The sequence below is a fragment of the Micromonospora sp. NBC_01740 genome (genome assembly GCF_035920365.1).
Classification (GTDB): Bacteria; Actinomycetota; Actinomycetes; order Mycobacteriales; family Micromonosporaceae; genus Micromonospora; species Micromonospora reichwaldensis.
The window spans coordinates 6,358,191-6,381,084 of record NZ_CP109150.1; the positions used below are offsets into that span (position 1 = coordinate 6,358,191).

Consider the following 22,894-nt stretch of genomic DNA (forward strand, 5'->3'; position numbering starts at 1 on the left):
GGCGGCGGCGCCGCGGCCTGCCTGGCCGCGGCGCCGCCGGACGTCAGGGGGTGCTGCCGGTCACCGTGGTGCCGGTCTTGGTGATGCGGTACGTGGTCCGCGCGCCGCTCCAGAAGTGGAACGTGAGGGTGACGGCGCCATCGTCGACCTCGGCGAAGAACTCGGGCTTGAGAAGGATCGTCGACGCGGCGTAGTCGGGCTGGAAGTGCTGCCAGAACTCCTCGTACGGGGTCCAGTCCGCCGGTCCGGCGGGACTGCCGTCGGCGTACTTCGCCTCCATGGCGGCAGTTGGTCGCCGCGGAACTGGGTCGGGACGGCGAACGACTGCGTCGTCCCCGTCGCGGCAGCCTGGGTCGGCGGGTCGGAGGTGACGACGTCGATCCGCCACGGCACCCCCGCCGAGAAGCGGGCCTCGATGCTGGCGTTGACGCCGTACGCCCGGTTGCCGGCCAGCCGGGTGAGCGCGGCCGGGGTGAGCGTGAGCGTGTTGCCGGAGACGGTGTGGTCGGCACCGTTCGCCAGCGCCGTGCTCCCCTGCCACAACCCCTGGAAGGTCAGGCCGTTGAGGTTCAGCGTCAGCGACTTCGCCGGGATCGCGCACCTTCTGCCCCTGCTCGCGAGCCAGGTGAGTCTAGGTGGTCAGCCCGCCCCGCGAGCGGCCCAGCGCATGATCGGCCGGCTCGTCGTGCACGCCACCTGGCGGTTCCTTTTGCAGATGCCCGTCGATGCGGGCGCTGGCGGCGTGTTGGTGGGCGCGGCTGGTCATCGAGTCCACGCTCACTGTCCAACCGATCCGGCCCTGCGCATCGCCCGCGGTCTGCAACGCCGACAGGATCTTGTCCTCAGGTCCCGTCCCGCTGCCACCGGCGGAACAGGCCGTAGACGGTGGGCCACGGCGCGGACTCAGCCGGGACATCCCGCCATGGGGCGCCGATGCGGATCCGCCACCGGATCCATCAATGAGCTGTCGTTTCTCCCACTTCAGCGGACGACCTGTTTTTGGCGCGGGAGGCAGCAGCGGAGCCAGAACAGCCCACTGCCCGTCGGTCAGGTCATGCCGCCTCGTCAGCCGACCTGGCGGCCTGCTCGATCTTCGCGCAGTAGGCTGCACGGGCTTCCTCGTCGATCTGGTTCTCGTGTTCGGCGCGCAACCCGGTCCGGCCGTCGAGGCCCTCGCGCAGGATATCGGCGTGCCCGGCATGCCGGATGGACTCGCCGAGGACATGGACCATGATGGCGAACAGGTTCGTGTCGGCATAAGGCTCCGGCCACCACGGCACGTGGCCGGGGGCGTCGAGGGGAAGCGCGGTGATCGTCGCGTCCGAGTGTTCCCACATGCGCCGGTAGAACGCGATGATCTGATCGCGGGTCTCGTCCTCGGTCGCCCACAGATCGCTGCCGTTGGAGTCCTGCCACCGGGGCAGCGGTTCCGGGGAAGGGCGGTCGAAGACCTCGCCGAAGTACCTGGCCTCGACGGTGGCCACGTGTTTGACCAGGCCGAGGAGGTTGGTCCCGGTCGCTGTCAAAGGTCGGCGGGCGTCGTATTCGGACAAGCCGTCGAGTTTCCAGAGCAGCGCCTTGCGGTCCCGCCGCAGTCTCCCGTGCAGGTTGGCTTTCGCGAAATCATCAATCATGCGGCATGAGCCTGCCATGGGCTACTCGTGGTCTCAAGATCCCGTACGTGGTCCGCAACGACCGGCAGAGCCGAGGCCTGGCCATGGCCACCGCCCTGACCTGCTACAAGAAGCTCGCGAGACTTGCCACGTGAGACAACCTCTTACGAAACACGCCTTAGTGCCGGCCCGCCCCCGACAGAGGCGAACCGGAGCACTTTCATCTCGACTTCGGGTACTGCTCCGCCACGTCCCTGGACAGCACAGCTAGGCCGCGCTCCGGTCGAAGAGGTCGGCCGTCGCAAGGTCGAACAGGCTGTGTACGCGAAGGATGCCCTCGGGCGCCGCGGCCCCGTACGTCTGCTGCCGGTCCAGCCAGCATCCCCGTAATCCCGCGGCGGCGGCGGCTAAGGCATCGCCCTGAAGATCGTCACCGACGTACAGAACCTCGGAGGGTTCCCAGCCCATCCGCTCGCAGGCGCCGAGGAAGCTTGTGGGATTCGGCTTCGAAGCACCGACGTCGGAGGGCGTGAACAGCGGTGGCGTCGAGGGGAGACGGAGCGAGGCCAGTTTAGCTTCCTGCTGCGCGCGATCGCCGTTGCTCAACACCGCCACACCGGCGGGTGCCCCGCCGAGGAAACGCATCACCTCCGGGACGTCGCTATACGCTGCCCAGGAATTCTCATAGTGGCGCAGGTAGAGCGTGAAGAGGTCATCGGCTTGGTCGTCGCTCACGGCTCCGGTTTCTCGGCCGTAGGCGGACAGCACACCGCGGAGCCTAGCCCGCCGTTGTTCCTGGAAGGTCATTGTCTTGTCCAAGTACGCCCGCATGTGGACGGCCTCCAGCCGCTGCCACTCCGTGTGAGCCTCGTACCGCGCCTCCTCGTCGAGGTCGGGAAGCCATTGCAGGCAGGCGGCGAGGAACGCCTTCTCCGCGGCACCCTTGTGGTCCAGCAGAGTGCCGTCCAGGTCCAGCAGGACGGCTTTCACCCGCATCGTCATCACACGACTCCCTGGAAGTCGACCGCTGTCCGCACGGCGCTCACGGTATCGCGGGTCATGGTCCATGGATTTCCCCGTAACCGGACCAGGGCATCACCGACCACTCGACCGGCAGCCGGACAAGCCCTTCCTTTGCCACCTTGAAGACGCCTTGTGGATCCGCGGAAACACAATCAGCCCGTGGCGCTCCCTGATGCTCAATCGCAGTCCGGGCGCCCACTGGAGCACCTTCATCGCCGACCGATCAGCGACGGTCATGCAGGCGTCCGGGAACCGCATCGCTCGCGGTGTCGTACAGGCGCTGGAGAGCCAGTCATCAACACCGCCCGCTACATGGGCCGGACCGAACGCTCCCTGTGCGTGGCGTCCAACCGCGGCCACCGGCGCATCTACGAGCGCATCGCCGCGCACGACCCGGACGGCGCGGCCGAGGCCATGTTCACCCACATCACCGAGGCCTGGCTGGTCCGCCGCAGCGGTTCGGGCAAGCCGACCCGCCTGCAACGCTGACCCGGCCAGGAGGCCGGCGCTCAGGATCCTCGCCATCCCGGCCCGACGTCAGGCGGCGCCGGCCCCCGCGTCGCGAGGGCCAGCGCCGCCTGACCCGTCTGCGTCACGAGAACTGCGCGAAGAACCTCCAGATCTCACCCTTGGTCCAGGTGGTGACGCCACTCTCGGCGTACGTCCCGTCCACCGGTCCGGGCATGTGACCGTTGTCGAACGCGGCCCACTGGACCGGGTAGCCGGCCCTGCAGCCGGAGTAGGTGGTCGTGATGTGCGTACGGCTGCCCGGCCCCGGCTCGGGCGGGTTCTGGGCGGTGCAACCGTTGTTCCGGACGAACGTGTCGCGCAACGACCGCCCCTGCGAGATGTTCAGGACGTTGTCCGAGATGCCGTGCAGCCCGAAGTACGCGATGGGCTGCGTACCGCCGCTGCACCCGCTGATCTGTGCGCCGGAGATGACCGCGACCGCCCGGAAGACGGTAGCCCGCGCGCAGGCGAGCGCATAGCTCATGCCGCCGCCCCAACTGAAGCCGAGGGCGAACCGCTGCCTCGGGTTGACGCAGAGGTCACTCTCGATCCGTCTGATCATGTCGTCGACGAAGGTGACGTCCTCACCGCCGGCGTTGCCCCAGCCGTTGCCAATTCCCTGGGGCGCGACCAAGATCGCGCTGTTGTTCGACTGCTCCTGCTGCCCGTAGTAGGACCAGGCCGTCCCGCTGGTGCCGCCCGAGGATATCTCCTGCATGGTGCCGCCGCGCCAGTGGAACGCGAAGATCAGCCGGTAGGGGTTGTTGCTGTTGTAGTTGGTGGGCACCCGCAGGATGAAGGAGCGGCTCTTGCCGTTGCTCTGAATCGTGTGCGTGCCGCTGGACAGCGTCGGGGCCCTACCGCACCCGGTGCCTCCCGGTGGCGGATCGTCGCTGCCCGCCCGGACAAGCTGCCACTGCTGGTTGGCGCCGTTCCAGTCGGAGTACTGCACGATGTTCCCACCGTCGGCGGTGGAGGCACCCTGCACCTCCACGACCTTGCCGCTGTGCCGGCTGATCAGCCGGACGTGACCGCCGTCCGAGTCCGCGAGCCGGAACTGCTGGTTCGTCGCGTTGGTGTCGGACCACTGCACGATCGCTCCGCCGTCGGCGGTCGACCAGTTGTGCACATCGAGGACCTTGCCGGAGTGCCGGGACTTCAGCCTGTAGTAGCCGCCACCTGAGTCCAGGAACTGCCACTGCTGGTTCGCCCCGTCGTTCCGCGTCCACTGGCTGATCCGCGCACCGTCGTTGGTGGCCGAGGCGTACAGGTCCAGCGCCTTGCCGCTGTTCCTGTTCAGCAAGACGTACCAGGCGCTGGTGTCCACGGTCGCCGCAGCCGCGGGGGCCGCGTCCACGGCGACCAACGTGCTGGCCGCGATGACCGCCGCAGCCGTCGCGGCCAGCCCTGACCGCCAGCGATGTCTCGGTGGAAGGGCGCGACGACCCGCACCGATGGCATTCATGGTCCACTCCTCTGGTCGGGGTCACCCGCGAGCGGAACGCATGCGGGTGGCCTGGCGTGCGTGCCGACGTCTGGTGGCGTCAGCACGGTGTTCGTCGTACGGGCGCGATGCGGCCACCGGCGCACGTCCCTGGCCGGTTGCCCGCCTGCGGTGGCGCGAACGGATGCTGTCCGCGCCACCGAACGGAGGACCAGCTACCCGATGCGGATCAGCTGCCATTGCTGGTTGTTGCCGCCCCAGTCGGTGTACTGAACGATGTTCGCCCCGTCGGCGGTGGACCCGCCCTGCACCTCCACGGCCTTGCCGCTGTTGCGGTTGACCAGGCGCAGGTAACCCCCGGCCGACTCGGCGAGGCGGAACTGCTGGTTCGTGCCGTTGCCGTCGCTCCACTGCACGATCGCCGCACCGTCGGAGCCGGAGAAGTTGTAGACGTCCAGCACCTTGCCGGAGAGCCGGGACTTCACCCGGTAGTAGCCGCCGCCGGAGTCCACGAACTGCCACTGCTGCTGGTTGCCGTTGTTGCGGGACCACTGGGTGATCCGGGCGCCGTCGTTGGTCGCGAGGTTGTAGACGTCCAACGCCTTGCCGCTGTTCCGGTTCACCAGCACGTACCAGGCGCTGGTGTCTACCGGGGAGCCCGGCGGAGGCGTGGTGGGCGGGTTGGTGCCGGCGTTGAGGGCGTTGAGAACGGCGTCGTACGCCGCCTTCTTGTTGCCCGACCGGTCGAACAGCAGGGCGTCGTCGTCGCCGCGCCAGGAGTCGCTGTCCCGCACCCCCCAGACCGTGATGCCGTTGCAGCGCGCGACGGCCAGGCAGGCGCGGGTGACCGTGGCGAAGATGTTGGCCTGGTTGGAGCCCTTCATGACGTCGAGTTCGGTGATCTGCACGTCGACGCCGAGGTCGGCGAAGCGCTGCAGGTTGGCCTGGTAGTCCCCCGGGATCGAGGTTCCCAGGTGGGACTGGAAACCGACGCAGTCGATCGGCACGCCCCGGGACTTGAAGTCCCGCACCATGTTGTAGATACCGGTCGACTTCGCATTGACGCCGTCGGTGTTGTAGTCGTTGTAGCACAACTTCGCGCCGGGATCGGCCGCCCTGGCGGCGCGGAACGCCGCCTCGATCCAGTCGTTGCCCGTGCGCTGCAGGTTGGAGTCACGCCGACCGCCGCTGCCACCGTCGGCGAACGCCTCGTTCACCACGTCCCAGGAGTGGATCTGGCCCCGGAAATGGGTGGCGACCTGGGTGACGTGGTTGATCGCGGCGTTGCGCAACGCGCTACCGGAGAGGCTCTGCGCCCAACCCGGCTGCTGCGCGTGCCAGAGCAGGGCGTGACCCCGCACGCTCATGCCGTTGGCCCGAGCGTGACTGACGAGACGATCACCGCCCGTATAGCTGAACCGACCCTGTTGCGGCTCGGTGGCGTCCCACTTCATCTCGTTCTCGGCGACAACGCTGTTGAACTCGCGGTTGAGAATGCCAACGTACTGGCTGTCGGAGAGCTTGCCCGTCGCGACGGCCGCGCCATAGTAGCGACCCTTCTCGGCGGCGGACGCTTTCAGGGTCGTTCCGGCACTGGCCGTCGGGGCCAGCGCCACCGTCGTACCCGCGGTCAACGCGACGGCGAGGGCCATCGTCGACAGCAGGGTTCTCTTGGATCTCATGGCATTCCTTCCCAGTGAATCCGGTGGTGGTGATGTGCCGGTTCGCTCGGGCAAGCCGGTCCGGGACGGCGGACGCGGATCGCGGACGGTCAGACGGGTGGGTGGCGACGCCGCCCAGGTGCCGCTCCGCCGGTCGTCGTCGGTCGGTCCGCGCTGGCACGGGCAGTCCGACCGGCTGTCGCACACAGCTGCTGATGGTCCTGACGCGACGTCCGTGCACCCCTGGGGATGCCCTGGACGCGAGGTTCGGCCAGCGGGCTCGCCCGGTGAGCCACAGGTGCCGTCATCCTCGACATCGAGAGTGAGCGATAACATCCCGTTCGTCAATACGTGCCGGCGCCGCAATGCCCACACCTCCGGGGCACAGTCGGAGCGCGCCGGGCGCGGCGCGCATCGCCGGGGGCGCACGTCCGCGAGATCGGGTTCGGGGAGCGAGAAGCCGGCGTCGGCCCCGCCGGACCGCGACATCCCGACTGGGTGCCCGGGCCGGCAACCTCGGTCAGGGAATCGATGTCAAGTCATGTTAGCGATATCATGACCCCGGCCGAACGGCGAGTTCCGCGCTGCGCCCTGACGCGCTGCGGGCGTGCGTCAGGTTCTGACCGCGCGATCCGGTGCGCTGGACGCGCTGATCACCGAGGAGACCGCCCAGGCGGCCCGGGACGGCATGGTGTTCGTCCCCCCAATGAGCCGATCCCAGGTGCGGGACGCGATCACCGCTGCGGACGTCCCAGGGCGAGCAGCCGCGGCCGCGTCGGCAGCAGCCTCATGACGTTGGCCGCGCCGACGACGTGGGCGGTGTCCTGGACAACGAGAGTCATGACTTCAACCGTATCGTTGAACAACGCTGTTGAGAGTTCTGCGCGATGTCGGCGAGAGATCCGTGGGGAACCCTCAAATCGGGTATCACCGGGGCGGCGCGGCGTCAGCACACCTCCCGCGAGGAGGCGAAGCAGCGCGCCAGCGGCGGGCCGTCGTGCTGCCAGAAGTTATCGATGCCCGTCGAGATTCGGGACCGGGTTGATGCGGATCAGGGCAGAGGTGTGCGCACGAACGCCACGGCCAAAACTCCGATAAGAGGGTGGCTGCCCTTCCCCTCGTAGCCTGGAGGCCAGAGCTTGAGGGATAGAGGTTAAGCGGCTGGTGAGACGCGACGATATTCCGCCGGTTCGCCCCCACGACCTGCGCCACGGAGCAGCCACGATGGCGCTCATGGCCGGTGCCGACAAGAAGGTGGTTCCGTCGCGTCCAACGGAGTGGTGTACGACTGGCCCGTGATGGGCGTGTTACGTAGATCGGAGACGGCCGCCGCGTGATCTGGCGGCAGATCAGGTCGAACAACCCGCAGGAGCGGTTGAACAAGGAGATCCGCCGCCGCACCGACGTCGTCGGGATCTTCCCCGACAGGCCGGCGATCATCCGCCTCGTCGGCGCCGTCCTTGCCGAGCAGACCGACGAATGGACTGAAGGCCGCCGTTACTCGGGCCTGGAACTACTGGCCAAAGCCCGCCTGATTACCGTCGACACCGACCAACACGACACCGACGACACCGAGCCGACCCCGATCGCCCTTGGCCTGGTTGACGTGTCGGCGAGTTGCGTGACGATCCGGACCGGAGCGCCGAGATCCAGGCGGCAATGGCTGGAGAAGCGCCGCCGACTTTCCGGACGGCAGCCGGGCGTCGGGTGGTCGCCTGCCCCGCCCCGCCGCCCTGATCGTCCTCCACCGTGGCCGTCGTCATCCGGTGGCCCGGAAAGCACGCTCGCCGGGCACCGGGAAGGACCGCACCGCGCGGACCGGAACGGTGCTGGCAAGCGCCGCCGCGTGACCGGCCGGGGCAGGCAGGTCGTGCAGATGGACAGGGATGCGCGGCCAGCCGGGAACGCTGCCCACGGTGACCGTCGGCCCGCTCACGTCCAGCTGGCCGGGCGGTGCCCGCAGCCCGAATCCCGTCAACTTCATCGCCGCTTCCTTGCGCGTCCAGGCGGTCAGGAACCAGCCGGGCCGATCGGCGGGGGGCACCCGGGCGAACAGCTCCCGTTCATTGGCGGTCAGCGCGACCGCGGCGAGACCGTCGGTGTCCCGGTCCGGGCTCGACCGCTCGACGTCCACCCCGATCAGGCCGACTCCAGCCACCGCCAGCAGCACCCAGTCCTCGGTGTGCGAGACGGAGTAGTCGACCCGGGAATCAGCGAACCTAGGCCGGCCGTGCGTCCCCGCGCAGTACTGGCAGTCGCGGTCGATGCGCACCTGGGCCGGCGGTACGCCGAGATAGCGGGAGCCCAACCGGCGCTGGGCCGCGCGGGAGGTCACGAAGACGTCCCGCGCCGGCGAGCCGAGCAGGTCCTCGGCCCGGAGGCGCTCTGCCGGGTCGAGCAGGTCGACGCGACCGCCACCTGGCCGGACCGGCACCCACCAGGTGTGCGGCTGTCCGGCCGCGGGCACCTTCGGCGGGCCCGGGACGGTAGCGGGCGGCGGGCCGTCCGGCGCGGCGGGCAGCACGGCGGTCGCCGGCGGTGCTCCGAGGTCTCCAGCCGTCACCGGGTCACCCGACCAACCTGGAGCGGGTCGACAGCGCCGCCAGCGGTCGCGCGGTCGGCCGGGCCGGCGCCGGCTGCCCGAGGCCGGCCAGCAGATGCGCGACGGCGGCGGCGAGCTGGGGGTCGGCCCCGGCCAGCACGCCCTGCGGCGGGTCCGGCACGACGACGTCCGGCACGACGCCGTGGTTCTCCAGGCCAGCACCGATGCCGTCGAAGACGTAACAGAACTCCGGTTGCGTGGTGACCGTGCCGTCGACCAACTCGTGGCGTGGCCAGGTGGCGATGGTGCCGCCCCAGGTCCGGTTCCCGATCAGCGGCCCCAGGCCGAGCTGCCGGAACATGTGGCTGAAGATCTCCCCGTCCGATCCGGTGTGCTCGTTGATGAGCACCGCCATCGGGCCGCGCGGCGACTCGACCGGGTACGGGGTGGCGCCGCTCCAGCGCCCGTGTTCGGCGCCACCACGGCGCCGGGCGAGCCGGTCGAGCAGCAACGGCGAGACCTGTCCGCCGCCGTTGAAGCGCACGTCCACCACCAGCCCGTCCCGGTCGAGCTCGGAGAGGAAGCCCCGGATGAAGTCGGCGTAGCCGGTCCGGAACATGTCCGGCACGTGCAGGTAGCCGAGCCGGCCCCGCGAGGTGGATGCGACCAGGGCGCGGTTGCCCTCCACCCAGTCACGGTAGCGGGCCCGGCCCTCGGCCCGGATCGCCCGCACGCACACCCGGCGCGGGGCGGCGCCGTCGCGCAGCACCGTCAGCTCGACCTCTCGGTCGGCCTGGCCGACCAGCAGTTCCCCCGGCCCGGCCGGGCCGACGGGTTGCCCGTCGATGGCCACCACCGCGTCACCCGGGCGCAGGTCGACACCGGGCCGGTTGCACGGCGAGGTGGCATCGGGGTTCCACGGGTCACCGCGCAGGATGCGCTCGATGCGCCACTGTGCCGGCGGATCGCCGACCCCGCTGGTGGTGGCGCTCCAGTCCACTCCGAGAAACCCCTGCGCCTGCTCGACAGGCCGGCGGTAGTCACCACCGTGTTCGTAGGCGTGCGAGGTGGCCAGCTCGCCCTGCAGTTCCCAGAGCAGGTCGGAGAGCTCCGAGCGACACCCGACCAGATCCACCAGGGGCAGGTAGCGCTGGTACAGCCCGTCCCAGTCCAGCCCGGACATCTCGGCGTGCCAGAAGCTCTCCCGCTGCAGCCGCCAGGTCTCGCGGTACATCTGCCGCCACTCCGCGGCCGGCTGGATCGACACCCGCAGCCGGGTCAGGTCTACCCAGCCGTTCTTCCGGGTCGGCGGGGCGCACCGGGCGTACGGGTCGTCGTCGGCGTCCTCCGCGTCCTCGGCGGCGAGCACCCGCAGCCGGTCACGCACCTGGCAGAGCAGCGTGCCGCCGTCCGGGCTGGCGCTGATGTCGTCGACCCCGAGCAACTGCTCCTCGGTGACCTCCGCGGTCTGCAGGTCGACCACGGTGACCATGCCGACGGGGGCAGCGTCCGGCTTGACCGGGTCCGGCGCGGTGACCGGCACGGTGTGCAGGAGCACCCTGTCGGGCAGTCCGACGATGCTGGCGTACCGCCCCTCCGGTACCGGGAACCCGACGATCCGGCGATCGATGTCGGTGAGGTCTATCTCGACGAACGGCGGTCCGGCTCCGGCCTCGGCGCCCCGCCGCGCACCGTCGACGGGCCGCGGCACGAACGGCGACGCCTCGGTGGCCCGCAAGGTCACCAGGTACGGCCGGTTACCGAAGGGGAAGCCGACGTCGAAGCGCACCTGGTCGTGCTCCGGGGTGAGGTCGCGCTGGCCAAGGAAGTAGAGGTAGCGCCCGGCCGGGTCGAACGCCGGCCGGCTGTCGCGCAGCACCGGTCGGGTGACCTGGAACGAGCGCCGTAGCGCCACCTCCGCCAGCTTGATCGCCGAGGTGCGCGGCGTGTCCGGGAACGTGTAGGCGAGCCACCGGCCATCCGGCGACCAGGCCAGGTCCTCGATCCGCTCGAACGCACTGCTGTCCAGCAACCGCGGTGTCGGCAGCACGCTGTCGGTGTCCAGCAGCCACAGCTGCTGGCGGTTGGTGGCGAAGGCCACCTGGCCGGACGCCGACGAGGCGACCAGCTCGGTGACGCAGCCGATGTCGGTGAGCGGGATCTCCACCGAGGCGGCCCCGCCCTCGGCCGGGAAGAGCACCAGCCGCTCGTCCGGTCGGTCGTCGGCGGCGACCGCGACCAGCCGGCGGCCGTCGGCCAACCAGCTCAGCAACCGGTGCCGCGTCCTTTCGGCGGTGCCGTGTCGACGCACCGGGCCGGACCAGTGCGCCATGGTGAACGCCTTGCCCCGCGCGACGAGGGCCAGGTTGGTGCCGTCCGGGCTGAGGCGGGCGCTGTCGAGGAACTCGGCGGCCGAGACGATCCGCCGGGCCTGCTGGCGGCGCGAGCTCGCAAGTGAGACGTCGAGCCGCCGGGACGCCTCACCGGGGGCGTCCAACGCGTACAACCGGGCACCGGCGTGGTAGACGAGCCGCTGTCCGTCGGTGCTCAGACCACGGGCGTAGAAGTCGCGGTGTCCGGTGTGCCGGGTCAGCGCGCTGCCGTCCGGCCGGCACGAGTAGACGTTGCCGGTGCCCTCGTGGTCGCTGATCAGGAAGATCCGGTCACCGACCCAGCACGGGTTGGCCACGTTGCCGGGCAGCGCCAGCCGGGTGAAGGAGCCGCTGCCGTCGTGGTCGACCCAGAGTTCACCGGCGGCGCCCCCGGTGTACCGCTTGCGGCGGGCCGGGTCGGCGAGGTTGCGCCCGATCACCAGCGCGCCGCCGGGGCCGTACGAGAGGGTGCTGGCCGCGCCGTGGTCGAACAGCCGGGTCGGCCCGCCGTCGACCCCGACGGCGAAGAGCCGGTAGCCGAAGCCGGTCGGCTGCTCGGCGGTGCTGGCGTAGATGATCTCGTCGTGGTGCGGGTGCCAGCCGACCACCACGCACCGGGCCGCCTGGAAGGTGAGCCGGCGGGCCGGGCCGCCGGCCAGCGGCAGCAGGTAGACCTCGCTCGGTCCGTCGTCCGAGCCGACGAACGCCACCAGCTTGCCGTCCGGGGACAACCGGGGGTGGGCGTACTCGGTGCCGCCGGCGGTCAGCCGGCTCGCCGGTCCACCCGCGAACGGCACCCGCCACAGGTCGTCCCCGGCGGTGAACACCACGGTGTCGCCGGCGACGGTGGGGAACCGCAGGTAGCCTCCGGTCGCGCCATCGGTGTTCACCGGGCGCGCTGGGTCATCGCGCGGATCCGCTCGGCGACCGCGGCGCGGCGGTCCTCGACCTGGGACCGCTGTGCCTGCGCGTCCTGCTGGTTCTCCGACCAGTAGCAGGCGGTGCGCCACTGCCCCACCGTGTACGAGTCGTAGGCGCAGCGCACCCGGCGCTGCGCGGCCAGGTTCTCTGAGGACAGCAGCATGGTGTTGTGTTCGAGCACCTGGTTCACCACGACCCGCATGTTCAGCTCGGTACGCAGGAAGGTGTGCGCGGCGGCCACCGCCGCGGCGCCGAAGGCCCCCCGGAACCGGGGCAGGATCCCGAACGACAGCTCGCAGCACTGGCTGCGCCAGTCGATGGTGGTGATCCAGGCGAACCCCACCACCTGCTCGCGTGGGCCGCAGAGGGTGAAGTGCCGCTTGATGTCGTGTTCCTCGGTGATACCCACCCGCTGGCGGTGCTCCAGCACGTCGTCGCCGGTGACGACCGCGTAGTCGGTGAGGTTCGCCTGGAATCGCGACTCGCGCATCAGCGCGGTCCGGATGGGGATGTCGGCCTCGGTGAGATGCCTGACCGTCACGAACGGCACGTGTCCTCCCCACGGACGAAGTACACCGACACATCCTGGTAGGCGCCGGACTGGTAGCGGTGCTCGCGCAAGGTGCCGACCCGGGTGAACCCACAGTCGTGCAACGCCAGCACCGGCGGGCTGTCCGCCGGCACCAGGGCGACGAACGAGGTGCACCGCTGGTAGTTGCCGAGGAAGTCGAGGAAACCGCGTAGCGGCTCGGGATCGGGCGAGGTGCTCGCCACGTACGCCTGGCGTGGCTGTTCCTCGTTGGGCAGGTAGCCCAGCAGCGTGTCACCGGTCCGGAAGACCTGCGCGCCCAGCCGGGTCAGCTCGCGGACCAGCAGGGCGTGGTTCTGGGTGACCGGGTCGACGCCGAGGAAACCCCGGGCCGCCCTGGGTACCGCCGCCAGCGCCGAGGCGGCGGCTGCGGTGTCGAGTCGCTGAATCTCAGTCATGGCGTACCGCTCCCCAGATCTGCCGGTCGACGGGACGGCCGGCGAACCACCGGCCGGCCGGGACCGTCGCTTCGCCGATGAACCCGGCGTCCTGCAACAGGTCCACCGGCGCGGCCGCCGCCGGGGTCACCCAGCCGTACAGCCGGTGCAGGTTGAGCACCCGGAAGCCGTGCGAGACGGCGGTCTTGAGCAGCGCCGGGACCAGGTCATCGGCGCCCGGCTGCACGCCGATCTCCAACCGGGCCCGGCGGTGCACCCAGTCCAGCTCGGCGAAGCGGACGAAGGCCGCTCCCGGCAGCACGCACAGCTCCACGGTGTTGTCCTTCGGCGCCTCGACCGCCGCCGGCACCACCGTTGCCGGTGCCTGCTCCAGCGGCATGCCGAGCAGTTCGCCGGCGAGCCACGGCCCGGTCAGCAGCGGTAGGTCGGTACTGCGGTACCCGCGCAATGTCATGATGTCGGCACCCAGATCTGCGAGAAGAAGACGTACCCGTACCGGCGTCCCTCCTGCACGACCACGTCGGCGAGGGTGCCCTCCTCGGTCAGCCCGGCCGCCCGGGCCGCCTCGAGCCCGTCCTGGTCGTACTCGCCCACCAGGACGGAGATCCGGACCACCTCGCGCCGCCAGCGCAGCGCCCGCACCGCCTCGTCGTACGCCTGGCACCACCAGTTCAGCGGGGCGCCGGAACGCAGCCGCAGGTGCAGTTGGTAGTGGCAGCCGTGCTCGGCGCCAACCGCTTCGGTGGCGAACAGGCCCACCGGCTCACCGTCGGCGAGCAGCACCTCGGTCTCGGTGCCGAGCAGATCGAGCAGTTCCCACTCACCGCGGGTGTCCGGTTGGGCCGTGCGGAAGTAGAAGTCCGGCTCGGTGAACATCCCCAGCACCTGGTCGCGGTCCGCCTCTGCGAAGGCCCGGGCGGACCAGCGCGGTGTGCGTACCCCGTCCAGCGGCGTCGCGGTCAACGTCATGACGTCGGCCTCCGGGTGGCGATGCCGTGCGTGATGTGCAGGCGCAGGATGTTGCTGGTGCCGTCCATGAACTCGAAGGCGCGCACGTCACGGCACCACTTCTCGAGCAGCGGGTGCAGCAGCAGGGAGCCCGGGCCGAGCGCGTTCGCTGCCCAGCCGGTGACGTGGACAGCCAGGTCGGTGGCGTGCAGCTTGGCGATCGACGGCGTCCGACGGTCGTCCGGCGAAAGGTCGACCTCGTTCGCGGCGTCGTAGAGCAGGGCCCGCGCCGCCGCCAGCCGGGCGGTGGTCAGCTCGTGCCCGGACCAGCCCGGCCGCTGTTCGCAGACGTAGTCGCGGGCGGCGAAGGCCACCCCGAGCGCCATCGCGGCGATCTGGATCCGCATCACGTTGAAGGTCCGGCTCGCGCCCCAGATCCCACGGCGGGACGCCGGCAGGTGGGCGCCGAGCAGCATCTCGCGCGGTACGTGCACCCCGTCGAAGGAAAGCTCGCTGATCCGCGCGCCACGCAGCCCGGTCATCTCCAGCGCGTGGCCGGCGAAGCCGGGGGTCGGGCAGCTCAGGATGGCCGCCCTGATCGACAGCGGGGAGCGGCCGGTCCGGGCGAACACCACCCCGGTCGCACCCCGGGAGCCGTTGCCGACGTACCGCTTGGCGCCGAAGAGGCGGTAGTCGCCGTCGGGGTCCGCGTCGAGGCGGGTCTCCATCGCGGTCGCGTCGCTGCCGCGGGCGTCCTCGGTCATCGCGAAGAAGGTCCAGGTCCGGCCGTCGGCGATGGACTCGTAGAAGAACTCCTGCTGGGCCTCGCTGCCGAGCGCGTCCACGGCGATGCCGGCGAGCGCCGGGCCGGTGTTGGCGGTCAGCAGGCCGGCGTCACCGCAGGCCAGCTCGAGGCTGGCCACCGCGCGGGACAGGCAGCTGTCGGTGTACTCGCCCTGCCAGCCGGACGGGTCCTGGAAGCGTTTGGGGGTGCTGGCCGCCCGGACCATCGCCAGCGCCGGCGAGTCCAGGTGCCCGGTCATGTCCTCCGGGTCGACGTCGACCGACAGGGCCCGCGAGCGCAGGTCCGTCGCCGCGTCCCGGCACTGGTCCCGTAGGGCGCGCAGTGGCGGATCCAGCTCGATCATGAGACACCTTCCCGGGGAAGCCAGCAGTTCGCGGTCAGTTGGGCCACGTACGCGCCGCGGGTGGGGGTGCCGGCGACGTATCCGCTGGCGCCCAGCAGCTTGGCGGCCTCCCAGTCCAGGGTGGTCACCCGGTCGTGCACGTCGAGCACCGCGGCCGGGACCGTGCCGGAGACCCGCAAGGACCGGCGGGCCGCCTCGACGGCGGTCTGCACGTCCGCCAGTACGCCCAGCACCAGCTGTTTGCGGATGGTGGGCTCCCCGCCGACCGTCCGGCCGGAGAGGTACTCCACGGCCCACTCCAGCAACCGTCGGGTGACGCCCAGCCGGACCGCGCCCAGGTGCGCGCAGAACTGGGTGAGCTGCCCGTCGGCGGGGCCGGGGTGGCCGTCGGTGGTGGCGAAGCTGATGCCCTCCTGACCGGCCATCCGATGCCCGACCGTCGAGGCGGGCGTGGTCGCCCAACCGGCGGGCAGGGCGGCGGTGGGAACGGCGGCGACCCGGCCCGGCGGCGTGATGCCCGGCGCCTCGGCGAGCGCCACGGCCAGCCCGGCGGCCAGCCCGGCGGAGTACGCCGTCTGCTCGCACTCGTCGATCATGTCCCGCATGCGGTCCTCCTGTGCCTGCCGCGAACGGCTAACGGGCGACGTCCACCTGTTGCAGGCGGGTCTGGATGTAGTCGGCGAAGGAACCGACCGACTGGAACACCTCCGGCTCCAGCGATTCGGGATCGACGTCGAGCTGGAGGGTGTCCTCAAGGCTCATTATCAGCTCAATGAAACGAATCGAGTCGATTTCCAGGTCCTCAAGGATCTGCGTCTCGGCGGAGAGCTCGGGCAGTTCCCGGTTGAGCACCACCGACAGCGAGATCCGCAGGTGCTCGATAATCTCCGAACGTTCCATTGACCCGATCCTTCCCTTGTGCGGATTGATGGTGCATGGCCGGCGAAGCCACCTCCAGGCAGCTCACCGACCATGCCACCGAACCCTCTTGAGACTTAGAGGGAGCTCTTGGAAGCGGCCTTCGCGGCAGCCTTCGCAGCGGCCTTCGCGGCAGCCTTCGCGGCAGCCTTGGCAGCGGCCTTGGCAGCGATCTTCGCCATGGTAATCACTCCTCTTCCGGGTTTTGCTGAACCAGTTTCCCGAGCCTGTTGGATCGGTACGCAGAGATTTGCCGACCAGGCCACCCGGTGTCAATAGCGTCGGGAGAACTGCCCGGTGCCGGCCGATGGCAGCTCTTTGCCGTCAATTATTGTCACCGGCACTGACTAGCCGAAACGTTTCCGGCGGCCCGATCATATGGGCGGACGAACGCGGGAAGAGGAGTCAGTTTCTGTGGAGAAGAGCGCGAATCTCTGCTGGGGCCAGCGCTACCACTGGCTCCGGTACCAGCACGTACCCGCCGGGGCCCGGCACGACGCACACATCGTCGCCAACTGCCCCCTGCCGGAGGGCATCTCGGTCGCCGATCTGCGCGCCGCGATCAACCACCTGGTCCGCCGGCACGAGGCGCTGCGTACCGTCATCCTCGCCGATCCGGCCGGTTGGCCGCAGCAGCGGGTCCAACCGCCCGCGCCACTGCCGGTACGGCTGGTGTCGACCGAGTCGGACGGCACCCCGGCCCCGGCCGCGGTGGTCGCGGAGCTGACCGTCGCCGACTTTGACCTGACCCGGGACTGGCCGATCCGGGCCTGCGTGGTCACCACCGGTGGCCGGCCCCGGCGCCTCGTGGTGGTGCTCAACCACATCGCCTTCGACGACTGGAGCCTGAACACCTTCCGTCGCGAGTTCGAGGCGATGCTCGCCGCGATCACCGCCCGCCGCCGGGCGGTGTTGCCGCCGGTGGCGCACCAGCCGGTGGACCTCGCCCGGCAGGAGTCGAACCGCGACGCCGCAGCGAACGCCGCCGAGCTGGCGCACTGGCGCCGGGAGATCGAGCGGCTCCCGGCGGACGTCTTCGCCTCCCGGCGGTCCACCGCCGCCGGGCCGGGCACCGCGTTCAGCGCGTCGATCACCTCACCGGGGCTGCTGACGGCGAGCCGGGAGATCGCGGCACGGCACGGCTGCTGGCCGTCGGCCGTCCACCTGGCCTGCTACGCGATACTCACCGCCGGCTACACCGGCGAGGCGTCGGTCCCGTTCAGCTGGCTCACCAGCCACCGTGAGGCCAGCCAGCACATGTCCGTGATGACGTGCATGTTCTCCCCGACGGTGGTTTCCGTGCAGCTGGCCGACGATCCGCCGTTCAGCGAGTTGCTGCGCCGCACGGCGGACCGGGTGGAGCAGGCGCAGCGGCACGCCTACGTGCCGTACGACGAGATCGCCGAGCTGATCGCGGCCGAGAGCTTCCGTCGCGGCCAGCCGGTGCGGATCGCCTCGGAGGTGAACTTCCTGAGTTACGCCCCGCGCTCCTGCGGGGCTCGCCGGGACCGGTTCGCCTGGAACACCCCGCCGGCGGCCTGGGCGCAGGCCGGTTCGGACAGCTACCTCGGAATCTACGAGTGGCGCGACGGGGTGACGGTGGCCCTGCACGCCCAGTCGGCGGTGCTGCCCGCCGAGGCGGTGGAGCGGTTCCTGCGCGGTCATGTCCGGCTGATCGAGGCGCACCGCGACCCCTCGGTGGACCTGCGGGTCAGCGAGGCAGCCCGGGAGCTGGGATTCGCCCCGCCGGCCCGCCGCGAACTGGTCCGGGTCGGGTCGGACGCGGTGTGCGTCGAGGCGACCCGGGCCGCGCTGCGCTCGCATCCCGCGGTGGTCGACGCGCGGGTGCAGGTGCGCACGGGCGAGCTGGTCGCCCGGGTACGGACCCGGGCTCCGCTCACTCCGGCCGAGCTGCGCACGCATGTCCTCGGCACGATGTACGACCGGCCGGCGGTGCGTTGCCCGGACCGGTTGGAGCTCGTCGACGCCGGGGACGGGGACGTCGACACCGACGCGCACGCCGACCTCGATCGCCCGGCGACGGCGGCCGGCGGCCGGTCGCCCGGGCCCGCCGAGGAGCTGCTCACCGAGGTAGTCGCCCTGGTCAACGAGCTGGCCGCCGTGGACGGCTCGGACAGCTACACGGCCGCCGGCGGCCGGGCTCTGCGGGTGCCCCGCACCCTGTCCGCGCTGCGCGAGCGGGGCTGGGTCGGGATCTCGCCGGATCAGCTGGCCAGCGCCCGGCCGTTGCGGGCGCTGGCAGCCCGGCTGACCCGGGTGGGCTGAGCCGGTCCCCGCGCCGGCCCGGCGGGCATCAGGTGCCGAGCGGGGACCCGGTGGCGAAGCGGGTGGCCACCTGCACGCCGGCCTGGAAGCGGCTGACCGAGCCGAGACTGCGCAGCAGCGCGGCGATGTGTCGGCGGCAGGTGCGCACCGACATCCCGAGCCGACGGGCCACCGCCTCGTCGGTGAGGCCCTGGGCCATCAGCAGCGCGATCGAGCGTTGCAGGTCGTCGGCGACCTCGTCGGCGTAGCCGGTCTCGTCCGCGGCCAGCGGTGCCGCGCCCTCCCAGAGCTGGTCGAACATCTCGATGAGGTACCGCACCACGTTCTCGTCGCGGACCCGGTGCCCCGTGGGCAGTAGTCCGTCGGCGGACGTCCCGAACACCACCGCGAGCGAGCGGTCGAAGACCACCGAGGCCTGCGGGACCTGGCTGATGGTCCGGATCGCCGCGCCGCCGTCGATCAACCGCCGGGACTTGGCCCGGGAGGCGAAACCGGCCCGGCTGCGGTGCGGCGAGATGATTCGGACGGAGACGCCCCGGTCGAGCACGCCGTGACAGGCCTCGAGGAGCCGGTCGAGCACCTCGTCGTCGTCGTGGCTCGGCCGCAGCACGACGAGTTCGTCGCGGCACACGTCAGCGGCCTGCTTGAGCAGTCCGCGCAGCTCCGCCACGCCTTCGAGCCGGTCGATCGAGCCGCCGGGCACCACGGCGGAGTCCCTTGCGCCGGCGATCGAGTCGATCCGCTCGCGCAGCTGGTCGGCCAGCTCCCGCTGCTGGTAGATCGCGCGTTCGATCGGTGAGACCAGCAGGGTGGCGGCATACTGCGGGTCGACCGGGACCAACCGGCCGCCGACCGCGCCGTCGGTACGTAACAGGCGCAGCTCGACGAGCTGCATGATCGTCGAGACCACTTCGTGTCCGGTCCGGCCGAGTTCCACCGCCACCCGGTCGAACCCGGACGGCGCGATCGCGCCGTGTCGCACTATATAGTGGTATACTTCGATGCATTGCGCGTTCACGCGATCCTGGGCGTCGATGCCGTCGTCCTCGACGAGGCGTCCGCCGAAGCTGGGCGTCCAACTGATCCGCGACAGAGCGTCTGTCGACATCCGCTGCCTCCCGGTCATGTTTCCCGAGTTCCGCTGGCGGTTCACCGCCGCGGGCTCCACGGTGACAGCAGCGGCAATCACGCCAACCTCACTCGCGCACCGCGCCACCCGGCCGTGCGGCACCGTCGCTCTCATCCCGCTATCACCGGCACCACCGGGGCGACCGGACGACCCACGACGACAGCCGGACCAAGAGCCGGACGATGGCAGGTTGAGAGAGCGCCGTGATGAGGTTCCTCCGTCGGCGGGCCAGGCCCGCCATCCGGTCCAGGCAGGTGGCCGGCCGACGCGTCGCGACGACGCTTAGCGATCGAGAGGGACCACGGTGACGAACGCGGACATGCCTCGCTCATTCCAGGAGACGCTGCTCCCCCACCTTCCGTACGCCGAGGGCGGCGAGCTGGCCCCGACCGACGACCTCACGGCCCTCGGCCTCGACTCGATGGGCGTGGTGCAGCTGCTGGCCGACCTGGAAGACCGGTACGGCCTGGAGATGCCCGACGAGCGGCTGACCGAGGAGACGTTCGCGACGGTCGGGTCGCTGTGGGCGACGGTCGCCGAGTTCGTCACCGTCGAGACGGTCACCGGTGAGTGAGCTGGTCACCGCCGCTCCCGGCACTCCACTGGTCCGCGTCGACCAGCTGACCCGGTACGGCGCGGCGGACCGGCCCGCAGTCACCTTCAGGTCGGAGACGATCGACTACCGCGAGCTGACCGACCGGGTCGCCCGGCTCGCCCGCGGACTGCACGAGCTGGGAGTACGCCGCGGTGACCGGATCGCCGTGTACGCCGAGAAGCGGATCGAGACCGTCGTCGCGATGCTGGCGATCTCGGCGGCCGGCGCGGTGTTCGTCCCGGTCAACCCGCTGTTCAAGGCGCGGCACCTGGCACACGTCACGGCCGATTGCACGGCCCGCGTGGTGATCACGACGGCCGAGCGGTTCGAGACCGTACGCGCCGCGCTGAGCGAGAGCACCTCGGTCACCGACATCGTGCTCGTCGGCGCCGACGCCGTCACCGGGCCCGCCGGGCGCTGGCGGATCACCGACTGGCAGCGGCTGGCCGCGACCGCCGCCGACCGGGTACCGGACGGCGCGGTGGTGATCGACACCGACATCGCGGCCATCTTCTACACCTCGGGCAGCACCGGCGGCCCGAAGGGAGTGGTGCTGTCGCACCGTAACGTGCTGGCCGGCGCGGCGAGCGTCGCCGGCTACCTCGGGCACACCGCCGACGACACGGTACTGGCGGTACTGCCGCTCAGCTTCGACGCCGGCTTCAGCCAGCTGACCACCTCGTTCATCGCCGGCGCGCACGTGGTGCTGACCAACTACCTGGTACCGCGGGACGTGGTGCGGCTCTGCGCCCGGCACCGGGTGACCGCGCTGACCTGCGTACCTCCGCTGTGGATGCAGCTGGCGGCGCTGGACTGGCCGGCGGAGGCCGGTGCCGGGCTGCGCTACTTCGCCAACACCGGTGGCCGGATGCCGCTGGCCACCCTGACCCGGCTGCGCGCGCTGCTGCCGAACGCGCGGCCCTACCTGATGTACGGGCTGACCGAGGCCTTCCGCTCCACCTACCTCGACCCCGACGAGGTGGACCGTCGACCGGACTCGATCGGCAAGGCGATCGGCAACGCCGAGATCCTGGTGGTGCGGCCGGACGGCACGAACTGCGCGCCGGGCGAACACGGTGAGCTGGTGCACCGGGGCGCCCTGGTGGCCCAGGGTTACTGGAACGACCCGGCACGCACCGCGCTGCGGTTCCGGCCGGCCCCCGGCGCCGATCCGGCGACCCGTCCGGAGATCGCGGTCTGGTCCGGTGACACCGTCTACCACGACGCCGAGGGCTTCCTGTACTTCGTCGGGCGTACCGACGACATGATCAAGACCTCCGGCTACCGGGTCAGCCCCACCGAGATCGAAGAGGCCGCCTACGCGACCGGGCTGGTGAGCGAGGCGGTGGCGCTGGGCGTCGGCGACGAGCGGCTCGGGCACGAGGTGGTGCTGGTCGTCGGCGGCGACTGCGACACCGAGGTGCTGCGCAAGTCGCTGGCGCACGACCTGCCGACGTACATGTTGCCGCAGCGGACCGTCGTACTGCCGCAGCTGCCCCGCTCGGTCAACGGGAAGTTCGACCGGGTCGAGCTGCGCCGACTGGTGGAGGCCGGCTCGTGAGCGCGCCGGTCGGGTTCACCGCCACCGGCGGCCAGCTCACCGTGGGCACGGTACCGGTGGAGCGGCTGGCCGCCCGGGTCGGCGGCACGCCGTTCTTCGCCTACGACCGCCGCCTGGTCTCCGAGCGGGTCGCGGCGGTCCGCGCCGCGCTGCCGCCGGGCATCCGGTTGAGCTACGCGGTCAAGGCCAACCCGATGCCCGCGCTGCTGCACCACCTGAGTGGCCTGGTCGACGGCTTCGACGTGGCCTCCGCCGGCGAGCTGCGGCACGCGCTGGACACCCCGATGCCGGCCGAGCAGGTCAGTTTCGCCGGGCCGGGCAAGACGACCGATGAACTCACCCGGGCGGTCGCCGCCGGTGTCCTGATCGAGCTGGAGTCGGCGGGCGAACTCGCCCGGCTGCGCGAGGTCGGCAAGACCCTCGGCATCCAGGCCCGCGTGGCGCTGCGGGTGAACCCCGACTTCGCGGTACGCGCCTCCGGCATGCGCCTCGGCGGCGGTCCGCAGCAGTTCGGCGTCGACGTCGAGTCCGTCCCCGACCTGCTGCCCGAGCTGGCCGTCGACGAGATCGACTTCCACGGCTTCCACGTCTTCGCCGGCTCGCAGAACCTGCACGCCGAGAACATCTGCGAGGCGCAGCGTCGCACCGTCGACATGATCCTCACGTTGGCCGAGCTGACCCCGGCGCCGATCCGCTACCTGAACCTCGGCGGCGGCTTCGGTGTCCCGTACTCGGCCAGGGACCAGCCGCTGGAGCTGGCACCGATCGGCGAGAACCTGGCCGACCTGCTCGACACCCGGATCCGCCCGAACCTGCCGCACGCCCGGGTGGCCGTGGAGCTGGGCCGCTACCTGGTCGGTGAGGCCGGTGTCTACCTCACCAGGGTCGTCGACCGGAAGACCTCTCGCGGCAAGACCTTCCTGGTGGTCGACGGCGGGCTGCACCACCAGCTCGCCGCGTCCGGCAACTTCGGCCAGGTGATCCGGCGCAACTATCCGCTCGCGGTGGCCAACCGGTTCGACGCCGCGCCGGAGGAGACGGTCACCGTGGTCGGCTGCCTCTGCACCCCGCTGGACCTGCTCGGCAACGACGTGTCCCTGCCCCGGGCGGAGCCCGGGGACCTGATCGCGATCTTCCAGGCCGGCGCGTACGGCCTGACCGCGAGCCCGACCGCGTTCCTCGGCCATCCACCGCCGACCGAGGTCCTGCTCTGAACGCGCGCCCGCACGCCGCCGC

At 71.0% G+C, this 22,894-nt stretch carries 20 protein-coding genes and 3 pseudogenes; 7 read left to right on the forward strand and 16 right to left on the reverse strand.

The features are described 5' to 3' along the window. Positions 1 to 43 precede the first annotated feature (43 nt). The 3 genes and pseudogenes from OG989_RS27650 to OG989_RS27660 all read right to left on the reverse strand — a co-directional run bounded on the left by OG989_RS27650 (position 44) and on the right by OG989_RS27660 (position 1,634). Positions 44 to 543: pseudogene (locus tag OG989_RS27650) on the reverse strand (X2-like carbohydrate binding domain-containing protein). A gap of 91 nt (positions 544 to 634) precedes the next feature. Further along, positions 635 to 1,069, reverse strand: a pseudogene (locus OG989_RS27655) (transposase); the annotation flags it as partial. Beyond that, positions 1,053 to 1,634, reverse strand: coding sequence for a DinB family protein (locus OG989_RS27660; protein WP_151452336.1), 582 nt, complete (start codon positions 1,632 to 1,634; stop codon positions 1,053 to 1,055). The gene OG989_RS27660 and the pseudogene OG989_RS27655, both read right to left, overlap by 17 nt. A 5-nt stretch (positions 1,635 to 1,639) precedes the next feature. On the opposite strand from OG989_RS27660, the gene OG989_RS27665 reads away from it, so the two are divergent. Continuing rightward, on the forward strand, positions 1,640 to 1,768 hold the full coding sequence (locus tag OG989_RS27665) for a hypothetical protein (RefSeq protein WP_255474673.1): 129 nt from the start codon (positions 1,640 to 1,642) through the stop codon (positions 1,766 to 1,768). 112 nt (positions 1,769 to 1,880) lie between these two features. Here the strand turns inward: OG989_RS27665 and OG989_RS27670 are convergent, their stop codons facing one another. Beyond that, positions 1,881 to 2,615 (reverse strand): HAD family hydrolase, encoded by a 735-nt coding sequence (locus OG989_RS27670; RefSeq protein WP_327028949.1) that lies wholly within the window; start codon positions 2,613 to 2,615, stop codon positions 1,881 to 1,883. A 360-nt stretch (positions 2,616 to 2,975) separates the two neighbouring features. On the opposite strand from OG989_RS27670, the gene OG989_RS27675 reads away from it, so the two are divergent. Then, a complete protein-coding gene (locus OG989_RS27675) occupies positions 2,976 to 3,125 on the forward strand; it encodes an FCD domain-containing protein (protein ID WP_255474674.1) in 150 nt (49 codons plus the stop codon). A gap of 103 nt (positions 3,126 to 3,228) precedes the next feature. Here OG989_RS27675 and OG989_RS27680 read toward each other — a convergent pair whose 3' ends face one another. Next, positions 3,229 to 4,611, reverse strand: coding sequence for an RICIN domain-containing protein (locus OG989_RS27680; protein ID WP_327028950.1), 1,383 nt, complete (start codon positions 4,609 to 4,611; stop codon positions 3,229 to 3,231). Between the two features lie 194 nt (positions 4,612 to 4,805). Further along, positions 4,806 to 6,272 (reverse strand): endo-1,4-beta-xylanase, encoded by a 1,467-nt coding sequence (locus OG989_RS27685; protein ID WP_151452339.1) that lies wholly within the window; start codon positions 6,270 to 6,272, stop codon positions 4,806 to 4,808. Between the two features lie 1,315 nt (positions 6,273 to 7,587). Here OG989_RS27685 and OG989_RS27690 point away from each other — a divergent pair. Further along, a pseudogene (locus OG989_RS27690) lies at positions 7,588 to 7,776 on the forward strand (transposase); the annotation flags it as partial. A gap of 234 nt (positions 7,777 to 8,010) precedes the next feature. Here the strand turns inward: OG989_RS27690 and OG989_RS27695 are convergent. The 9 genes from OG989_RS27695 to OG989_RS27735 are packed head-to-tail and all read right to left on the reverse strand — an operon-like array spanning position 8,011 to position 16,069. Beyond that, positions 8,011 to 8,814 carry a 4'-phosphopantetheinyl transferase family protein gene (locus OG989_RS27695; RefSeq protein ID WP_151452340.1) on the reverse strand — a complete coding sequence of 268 codons (804 nt, stop codon included), beginning with the start codon at positions 8,812 to 8,814 and terminating at the stop codon, positions 8,011 to 8,013. A gap of 4 nt (positions 8,815 to 8,818) precedes the next feature. Continuing rightward, entirely contained in the window at positions 8,819 to 12,055 is a 3,237-nt protein-coding gene (locus OG989_RS27700; RefSeq protein ID WP_327028951.1) for a S41 family peptidase, read from the reverse strand. Further along, positions 12,052 to 12,636: a hypothetical protein gene (locus OG989_RS27705; protein WP_192581211.1), complete on the reverse strand. Its 585-nt coding sequence runs from the start codon at positions 12,634 to 12,636 to the stop codon at positions 12,052 to 12,054. The genes OG989_RS27700 and OG989_RS27705 overlap by 4 nt, the downstream gene beginning before the upstream one ends. Next, positions 12,624 to 13,073, reverse strand: coding sequence for a GNAT family protein (locus tag OG989_RS27710; RefSeq protein ID WP_327028952.1), 450 nt, complete (start codon positions 13,071 to 13,073; stop codon positions 12,624 to 12,626). Before OG989_RS27710 ends, OG989_RS27705 begins: the two co-directional genes overlap by 13 nt. Further along, complete coding sequence (locus tag OG989_RS27715; protein WP_151452343.1) at positions 13,066 to 13,527, reverse strand: hypothetical protein; 462 nt, start codon at positions 13,525 to 13,527, stop codon at positions 13,066 to 13,068. Before OG989_RS27715 ends, OG989_RS27710 begins: the two co-directional genes overlap by 8 nt. Then, positions 13,524 to 14,042, reverse strand: a complete 519-nt coding sequence (locus OG989_RS27720; RefSeq protein ID WP_151452344.1) for a hypothetical protein — start codon at positions 14,040 to 14,042, stop codon at positions 13,524 to 13,526. Before OG989_RS27720 ends, OG989_RS27715 begins: the two co-directional genes overlap by 4 nt. Continuing rightward, the gene (locus OG989_RS27725; RefSeq protein ID WP_151452345.1) at positions 14,039 to 15,169 is read right to left on the reverse strand and encodes an acyl-CoA dehydrogenase family protein; all 1,131 of its coding nucleotides are present in this window, start codon (positions 15,167 to 15,169) and stop codon (positions 14,039 to 14,041) included. The genes OG989_RS27720 and OG989_RS27725 overlap by 4 nt, the downstream gene beginning before the upstream one ends. Continuing rightward, complete coding sequence (locus tag OG989_RS27730) at positions 15,166 to 15,774, reverse strand: acyl-CoA dehydrogenase family protein (RefSeq protein WP_151452346.1); 609 nt, start codon at positions 15,772 to 15,774, stop codon at positions 15,166 to 15,168. The genes OG989_RS27725 and OG989_RS27730 overlap by 4 nt, the downstream gene beginning before the upstream one ends. 28 nt (positions 15,775 to 15,802) lie before the next feature. Then, a complete protein-coding gene (locus tag OG989_RS27735) occupies positions 15,803 to 16,069 on the reverse strand; it encodes an acyl carrier protein (RefSeq protein ID WP_132234309.1) in 267 nt (88 codons plus the stop codon). 432 nt (positions 16,070 to 16,501) lie between these two features. On the opposite strand from OG989_RS27735, the gene OG989_RS27740 reads away from it, so the two are divergent. Further along, positions 16,502 to 18,373, forward strand: coding sequence for a condensation domain-containing protein (locus tag OG989_RS27740; RefSeq protein WP_327028953.1), 1,872 nt, complete (start codon positions 16,502 to 16,504; stop codon positions 18,371 to 18,373). 28 nt (positions 18,374 to 18,401) lie between these two features. Here OG989_RS27740 and OG989_RS27745 read toward each other — a convergent pair whose 3' ends face one another. Beyond that, a complete protein-coding gene (locus tag OG989_RS27745; protein ID WP_151452348.1) occupies positions 18,402 to 19,481 on the reverse strand; it encodes a helix-turn-helix transcriptional regulator in 1,080 nt (359 codons plus the stop codon). Positions 19,482 to 19,821: 340 nt separating this feature from the next. On the opposite strand from OG989_RS27745, the gene OG989_RS27750 reads away from it, so the two are divergent. From OG989_RS27750 to OG989_RS27760, 3 genes are read left to right on the forward strand one after another with little or no spacing between them, the layout of a single operon-like run. After that, the gene (locus tag OG989_RS27750; RefSeq protein ID WP_151452349.1) at positions 19,822 to 20,076 is read left to right on the forward strand and encodes a phosphopantetheine-binding protein; all 255 of its coding nucleotides are present in this window, start codon (positions 19,822 to 19,824) and stop codon (positions 20,074 to 20,076) included. Beyond that, a complete protein-coding gene (locus tag OG989_RS27755) occupies positions 20,069 to 21,658 on the forward strand; it encodes an acyl-CoA ligase (AMP-forming), exosortase A system-associated (protein ID WP_327028954.1) in 1,590 nt (529 codons plus the stop codon). The genes OG989_RS27750 and OG989_RS27755 overlap by 8 nt, the downstream gene beginning before the upstream one ends. Beyond that, a complete protein-coding gene (locus OG989_RS27760; RefSeq protein WP_151452350.1) occupies positions 21,655 to 22,872 on the forward strand; it encodes a pyridoxal-dependent decarboxylase, exosortase A system-associated in 1,218 nt (405 codons plus the stop codon). Before OG989_RS27755 ends, OG989_RS27760 begins: the two co-directional genes overlap by 4 nt. Positions 22,873 to 22,894: the final 22 nt, after the last annotated feature.